This is a genomic window from Streptomyces sp. NPDC056948, assembly GCF_042674225.1.
GTDB lineage: Bacteria > Actinomycetota > Actinomycetes > Streptomycetales > Streptomycetaceae > Streptomyces > Streptomyces purpurascens.
In genome coordinates this window covers 5,514-11,909 of the sequence record NZ_JBHUQX010000298.1, presented here as the reverse complement: position 1 = coordinate 11,909, position 6,396 = coordinate 5,514, and the positions used below count along the sequence as shown (strand labels likewise).

At 72.9% G+C, this 6,396-nt stretch carries 6 protein-coding genes; 1 reads left to right on the top strand and 5 read right to left on the bottom strand.

The features are described 5' to 3' along the window. The coding region (locus ACFTZL_RS31015) for a glycosyl hydrolase family 18 protein (RefSeq protein WP_382589264.1) at positions 1–704 on the top strand (704 nt) is incomplete at its 5' end. A gap of 12 nt (positions 705–716) precedes the next feature. On the opposite strand, the gene ACFTZL_RS31010 is transcribed toward ACFTZL_RS31015, so the two are convergent. From ACFTZL_RS31010 to ACFTZL_RS30990, 5 genes are all read right to left on the bottom strand, one after another. Beyond that, entirely contained in the window at positions 717–1,172 is a 456-nt protein-coding gene (locus ACFTZL_RS31010; protein WP_382589261.1) for a hypothetical protein, read from the bottom strand. A 17-nt stretch (positions 1,173–1,189) separates the two neighbouring features. Next, positions 1,190–2,506, bottom strand: coding sequence for an Nramp family divalent metal transporter (locus ACFTZL_RS31005; protein WP_382589258.1), 1,317 nt, complete (start codon positions 2,504–2,506; stop codon positions 1,190–1,192). 186 nt (positions 2,507–2,692) lie between these two features. Further along, positions 2,693–3,175: an ATP-binding protein gene (locus tag ACFTZL_RS31000; RefSeq protein WP_382589255.1), complete on the bottom strand. Its 483-nt coding sequence runs from the start codon at positions 3,173–3,175 to the stop codon at positions 2,693–2,695. 97 nt (positions 3,176–3,272) lie between these two features. Further along, the gene (locus ACFTZL_RS30995; protein ID WP_382589252.1) at positions 3,273–4,184 is read right to left on the bottom strand and encodes an anti-sigma factor RsbA family regulatory protein; all 912 of its coding nucleotides are present in this window, start codon (positions 4,182–4,184) and stop codon (positions 3,273–3,275) included. Between the two features lie 43 nt (positions 4,185–4,227). Next, entirely contained in the window at positions 4,228–5,607 is a 1,380-nt protein-coding gene (locus ACFTZL_RS30990; RefSeq protein WP_382589249.1) for a LuxR C-terminal-related transcriptional regulator, read from the bottom strand. Positions 5,608–6,396 lie beyond the last annotated feature (789 nt).

Genomic DNA, 6,396 nt, shown 5'->3' with positions numbered 1-6,396 from the left:
ACCAGTTCAAGGCCGACATCAGGGCCAAGCAGGCGGCCGGCAAGAAGGTCATCGTCTCGGTCGGCGGCGAGCGCGGCACGGTGGCGGTGAACGACGCGGCGTCGGCGGCGAACTTCGCGAACTCGGTGCACTCCCTGATGCAGACGTACGGCTTCGACGGCGTCGACATCGACCTGGAGAACGGCCTCAACGCGACCTACATGACGCAGGCGCTGCGGTCGCTCTCGGCGAAGGCGGGCTCGTCGCTGATCATCACGATGGCGCCGCAGACCATCGACATGCAGTCGACGTCGAACTCGTACTTCCAGACCGCCCTGAACATCAAGGACATCCTCACGGTCGTCAACATGCAGTACTACAACAGCGGTTCCATGCTGGGCTGCGACGGCAAGGTCTACAGCCAGGGCTCGGTGGACTTCCTGACCGCCCTGGCCTGCATCCAGCTTGAGGGCGGCCTGGCCCCGTCCCAGGTCGGTCTCGGCCTGCCCGCCTCGACCCGGGGCGCGGGGAGCGGCTATGTGTCGCCGTCCGTCGTGAACAACGCCCTGGACTGCCTGGCCAAGGGCACGGGGTGCGGGTCCTTCAAGCCCTCGCGGACGTATCCCGACCTGCGGGGCGCGATGACCTGGTCGACCAACTGGGACGCGACGGCGGGCAACGCGTGGTCCAACGCGGTGGGTCCGCATGTGCACGGGCTGCCGTAGGACCCGGCAGCCTCATCCCATCGGACGGTAGTGGCCAAGGACCCAGGCGAGCTGCGGGAACCACTCCTGGAGCCGCGTCCTGGGCTTGGCCTCCACCACGCACTCGTAGAACCTGCCGTCCATGTGGACCACCGAGACCATCAGCGCCTTGCCGTCGGGGCTCGCCCGGTAGTGGACGCTGCGGATCTCGGGCCAGCGGAACTCGATCGTCTGGCCGGACGACTCGAAGGCGACGCCGCTCGCGTCGACGACGACCGCGTTGCGCTTGTCGACGGCGAGGAAGTCCGGGCCGGCCGGTGCCGGTTGCTGGGGCGGGGTCTGGGCGTACGGGGGTGGTGCGGGCGGGTACGGGGCGGGCGGGGGCGCGTAGGAGGGCTGCGCGGGCGCGTACGGGGGTGGCCCCGGTGCGTACTGCGGCGGGGGCGGGCCGAAGCCGGGGCCGGGTGGTGGAAGTGGCTGCTCGGTCATCCGTCGATTCTCCCTGCCTAGAAGAACTCCCCCCACGGCTGGTCCCAGATCTGCTTCACGCACAGGACCAGGAACAGCAGGCCCGCGATGACGAGCATGGCGTTGCTCAGATGGCCGTTGCGCCATTCGCGGGGGGTGCGGGCGGAGTTGAGGAGCCAGATCAGTGTCAGGGCCAGGAAGGGCATAAAGGCCGCGCCCAGGACGCCGTAGATGATGATCAGGCGGAAGGGCTGGCCCTGGAAGAGCAGGACCATGGGCGGGAAGGTGAGCCAGAGCAGGTAGGCGCGGAAGGGCCAGGAGCGTTCGCGCTTGCCGGAGGCGACCTCCTCGCCCTTGACGGCCTCCTTGCCCGACAGCCGGGCCACGAAGTCGGCGAACATCAGGCTGACGCCGTGCCAGACGCCGATCAGCGAGGTGAAGGACGTGGCGAAGAAGCCGATCAGGAAGAACTTGGCCGTGGCCCCGCCGTACTCGTCCTCCAGGATGTCGGTGAGCTGGATCAGGCCCTTGTCGCCGCTCGCGATCGCGACGTTCGCCGAGTGGAGCATCTCCGCGCCGACGAAGAGCATGGCGATCACGAAGATGCCGGTCGTGGCGTAGGCGACGCGGTTGTCCAGGCGCATGACCTTCATCCAGCCCGCGTCGGTCCAGCCCTTGGCGTTGACCCAGTAGCCGTACGCCGCGAGCGTGATCGTGCCGCCGACGCCGCCGATCAGGCCCAGGGTGTTGAGGATCGAGTCCTTCTCGTCGGGCAGCACCGGAAGAAGACCGGCGAAGGCGTCGAGGAGGTTCGGGGTGACGCGGATCGCCAGATACACCGTCACCACGAACATGACGCCCACCAGGACCGTCATGACCTTCTCGAACACCGCGTACTTGTTGAACCAGACGAAGACCAGACCGACCAGACCGCAGGCGATGCCCCACCACTTCAGGTCCATCACGTCCGGGAACAGCGCCTGCAGCGGCAGCGCGCTGGACGACATCGCCGCCGCGCCGTAGACGAAGCCCCAGACGACGACGTACACGGCGAAGAACCACGTGGTCCAGCGGCCGAGGCTCGCCCAGCCGTCGAACAGGGTGCGCCCCGTGGACAGATGCCAGCGGCCCGCCGCCTCGGCGAGTGAGATCTTCACCAGGCAGCCGATGATCGCGGCCCACAGGAGCGTGTAGCCGAAGTTGCTGCCCGCGATGAGCGTGGCGACCAGGTCACCGGCGCCGACCCCGGTCGCCGCGACGACGATGCCCGGACCGATGTGCTTCCAACTCGCCTTACGGGACTGAGGGGGCTGCTGGGCTTCGTTCTCCGTGGTGTTTCCCGTGGTATCCGCCATGCAGGTCAAGAAACATCAAAGGAGCCGGGCCGACAAGGGGGCGTGAGCACAACCGCCCTCTCAGGGGCGCGGGGCTGTGTCGATGTGCGGCTCCGCCGCGTGGGCGCGACAAGCCACGATGAACCCGCGGCCCGGGAACAGGCCAAGGCGGCTGCGACAAACCGCCATGGCCCACCCAGCGGAGCGTCACGGCTGTCGCCGACCACAGCCGTCCGCCCCGCACGTGCCGAGCTCGAACCACACGGTCTTGCCCGGCCCGTCCCGGTGGCAGCCCCAGCGCTGGGCGAGCGCGTCCACCAGGAACATCCCACGGCCGTTCTCCCCGGTGCCCGCGTCCAGCACCCGCGGTACCCGGCGCTCCGCGTCGGCGACCTCGCAGCGCAGTACGCCGTGCGCGGCGAAGAGGGTCAGCCGGAAGCCGCTCTCGGCGTGCACCAGGGCGTTGGTGGCCAGTTCGCCGACGAGCAGTTCGGCCACGTCCGCCACCTCACCGCGCTCCGCGAGCCCCCAGCCCTCCAACTGCCTGCGGACCTCCGCGCGTGCCTCGCGGACGGCGGAGGGCCGGGGCGCGTACTCGACGCTCAGGTGGCCCGCTCCCAGGGGTGGCTGGGGGAACGGACCGTACCGTGCGTCGGGGTCCGGGAGGTGGCGCCCGGAGAGTTGCAGCATGGGTCCAGGGTGATCCCCGGGGGTGGTCCGGCGCAGGGGGAGGACTACCCGATCCCCTACCTGCTTGTGCAGGTGGGGGCGGTGTGCGGTGGCGGCGTCACGCGTACTGGAGGCGGACCGTGGCTCCCTCGGTGTCGTCGCGGATGTCGACGTACGCGCACACCTGGCGGGCGTACCAGAGGCCCGGTCCGGGTTCCTGGCCGGTGGCCGGTGGCGGGACGAAGCCGGCGAGCGGGTCGTCGATCCGGCGGGCCGCGCGCAGTTCGCAGACGCAGGCGGGCGCCTCGCCCCACAGCAGGGCGGTGCCGTCGAGGGGGGCCAGGGCTGCCGCCGTCTCCGCGACGGCCGTGGCGAAGAGCTCGGCGTCCGCCGGGGGCAGTCCGCGGTTCTCCGCCCAGGACTGGACGGCCGCCGCGTGCGGTTGTGCGAGGCGCTCGGCGCCGACCGGGGGCAGCGGCAGCGGTACGGCGTCGAGTTCGGCCGCGAGCCGTACCGGGTCCTCGTACACCTCCGTGTCGGGGTGGGTGCGGCGGGCCGCGGCGACGACGGCGGGCCCGGCGGTGCGGGTGTCGTACGCGCACAGGGCGGTGGTGGCCATGGGGGCGAAGAGGGGGTTGGCGAGGGCCTCGTAGCGGATCCACTCGGTGGTCTCGCGGGTCGAACGGCCGGCGCGGCCGCTCCACACGGGCTCCATGAGGAGGTGGATCCGGCCGCCCGGGCCGGCGTGGGCGGCGAGGTAGCCGGCGGCCCGGGCGACGGCGTTGGCGGCGGAGCCGGTGTACCAGTCGGTGTGCGGGATGCAGGTGATGTCCTTGGCGTCACCGCCGAGGGCGTCCCGGAGCAGGTCCAGGTTGCGGGGGTCGGCGATGGCCACGGGCGGTGGTTCGCCGGGGGCGGCGAGGCCTTCGCCGAGGAAGGGCAGGGCGGCGGCCACGAAGTCGTCGTCGGAGTCGAAGACGGCCATGCGGTGGTCGAACGGGGCGGGTGTGGAGGGCTGTCGGACCGTCATGTGTTCCCCTCGGGAGGTGGGTGGGTCGTCCGGTGCGGGAGGGTCAGCGCCGCGCCGTCACCCAGGCGGCGATCTGGCTGCGGTTGCTGAAGCCGAGCTTGCTGAGGATGCGTTCCACATGGCCTTCGGCGGTGCGGCGGGCGATCACCAGGCGGTCGGCGATCTGCTGGTTGGCGAGCCCCTCGGCGACGAGCCGGGCGACCTCGGACTCTCGGCGGGTCAGGCGGACCGTGGTGTCGTCGTGCGGGGCCGGGGAGTCTCCGGGGCGCGGGCGGGCGGGCTCCTGGAGCGCCTGGCCGACGAGTTCGGCGAGGCCGAGGCCGCCGCCGCGCCGGTGGGCCCGCTCGAACGCGTCCCGTCCCAGGGCCCCGCAGGCCCGCTCCTCGCTGTCCCGGCGTACGGAGTTGAGGGTGTGCGCGCCCCAGCGGCCGGTGTCGATGTCGGCCCAGACGCGGTCGGCGCCGCCCATCAGCAGGGCCGCGTGCTGGTGGGCGCCGCGTTCGCCGGCGATCGACGCGAGCAGGTCGAGGGTCAGGGCGATGCCGATGATGTCGTGGACGGCGTGTTTGAGCCGCAGGGCCTCGCGGGCGTGCCGCTCGGCCCGGGGCCAGTCGCGGCGCACGGTGTGCGCGAGGGCGAGGATGCGCAGCACGTACGACCGTACCCACTGCTCGCCGTGCCGCTCGCACAGCCGCAGGGCCTGCTCGCAGACCTCGACGGCCCGGTCGGCCTCGCCCAGGAAGCCGAGCGCGCAGGCGAGTTCGACCTGGTCGAGGCCTACGAGGCTCAGGTGCTGGCCGGGTACGGGGCCGCGGGCGACGGTGGTTTCGAAGTGCCGGAGCGCGCCGGGCAGGTCGTCGCCGAACAGCCGGATGACGCCGATGACGTACTCGGCGTGGGCGGCCTCGGCGGTGTCGCCCAGGGCACGGGCGAGGGCGAGGGCGTCCGTGGCCTGGCGGTGGCCCCGGGGGAAGTCCTGGGTGGCGGCGGCCAGCAGCCCGGCGACCCAGAGGCCGCGGGCCCGTTCCCGGGTCGGTTCGGGGCTTGCGGCCAGGGCCCGGTCGAGCCAGTACAGGCCCTCGCGGGGGGCGCCGCAGGCGTGCCAGTAGAACCAGAGGGTGCCGGCGAGCCTGAGTCCGGCGCGTTCCTCGCCCGGGGTGGACAGGCTGAAGTCGAGGGCGGCGCGCAGGTTGTCCCGGTCGGCGCGCAGCCGGGCGACGGTCTCCGGCTGCCCGGGCCCGAACCAGCCGCGCTCGCAGTCCTCGACGCGCCGCAGCATCCGGTCCCGCTGCCGCCTCCGCACGGCCTCCTCCTCCCCGACCGTCCGCCGCAACCGCTCGAGCCCGTACTGCCGCAGCGTGTCGAGCATCCGGTACCGCACCCCACCGGGCCCCGGCTCCCGGCACAGCACAGACTTGTCCACGAGCCCGGCGACGGCATCGAGAACGTCCTCGGTTCGGAGTGCGACCGGTCCGGGCCCGGCAGGCCAATCGGCTACGGCCTCCCCGGCCGGGGGCGCGTCAACGCCGCCGGGGCCGAACACGGCTGGAGGCGCCACCCCACCGGGGCCGGGCACGGGCGGGAACGGCATCACCCCGCCCGGACACGGAACGTCCAGGGGCAGCGTCGCGCCGCCAGGGCCGGACACGGCCAGGGACGGCGGCACACCGCCCGGACACGACACGACCGCGTGCAGCGGCACACCGTCAAAGCCGAGCACGGCCGGGAACGGTGCCACCTCGCCAAGGCCGGGCACGGGCGGGGACGGCGGCACACCGCCACGGCACGGCACGGGCGGGGACGGTGCCACCCCGCCAGGGCTGCGCACGCCCAGCGACGGCGGCACGCCGCAAGGACACGGCACGGGCGGGGACAGTGGCGCACCGCCGGGGTCGAGCACTCCCAAGGACGGCGGCACACCGCCACGGCACGGCACGGGCGAGGGCAGCGGCACACCGCCGGGATCGGGAACGGCTCGGGACAGCGACACACCGCCAACGCCGGGCACGGGCGAGGACGGTGCCACCCCGCCAGGGCCGGACACGCCCAAGGACGGCGGCACACCGCCCGGACACGACACGACCGCGTGCAGCGGCACACCGCCGGGATCGGGCACCGCTCGGGACAGCGACACACCGCCAACGCCGGGCACGGGCGAGGACGGTGCCACCCCGCCAGGGCCGGACACGCCCAAGGACGGCGGCACACCGCC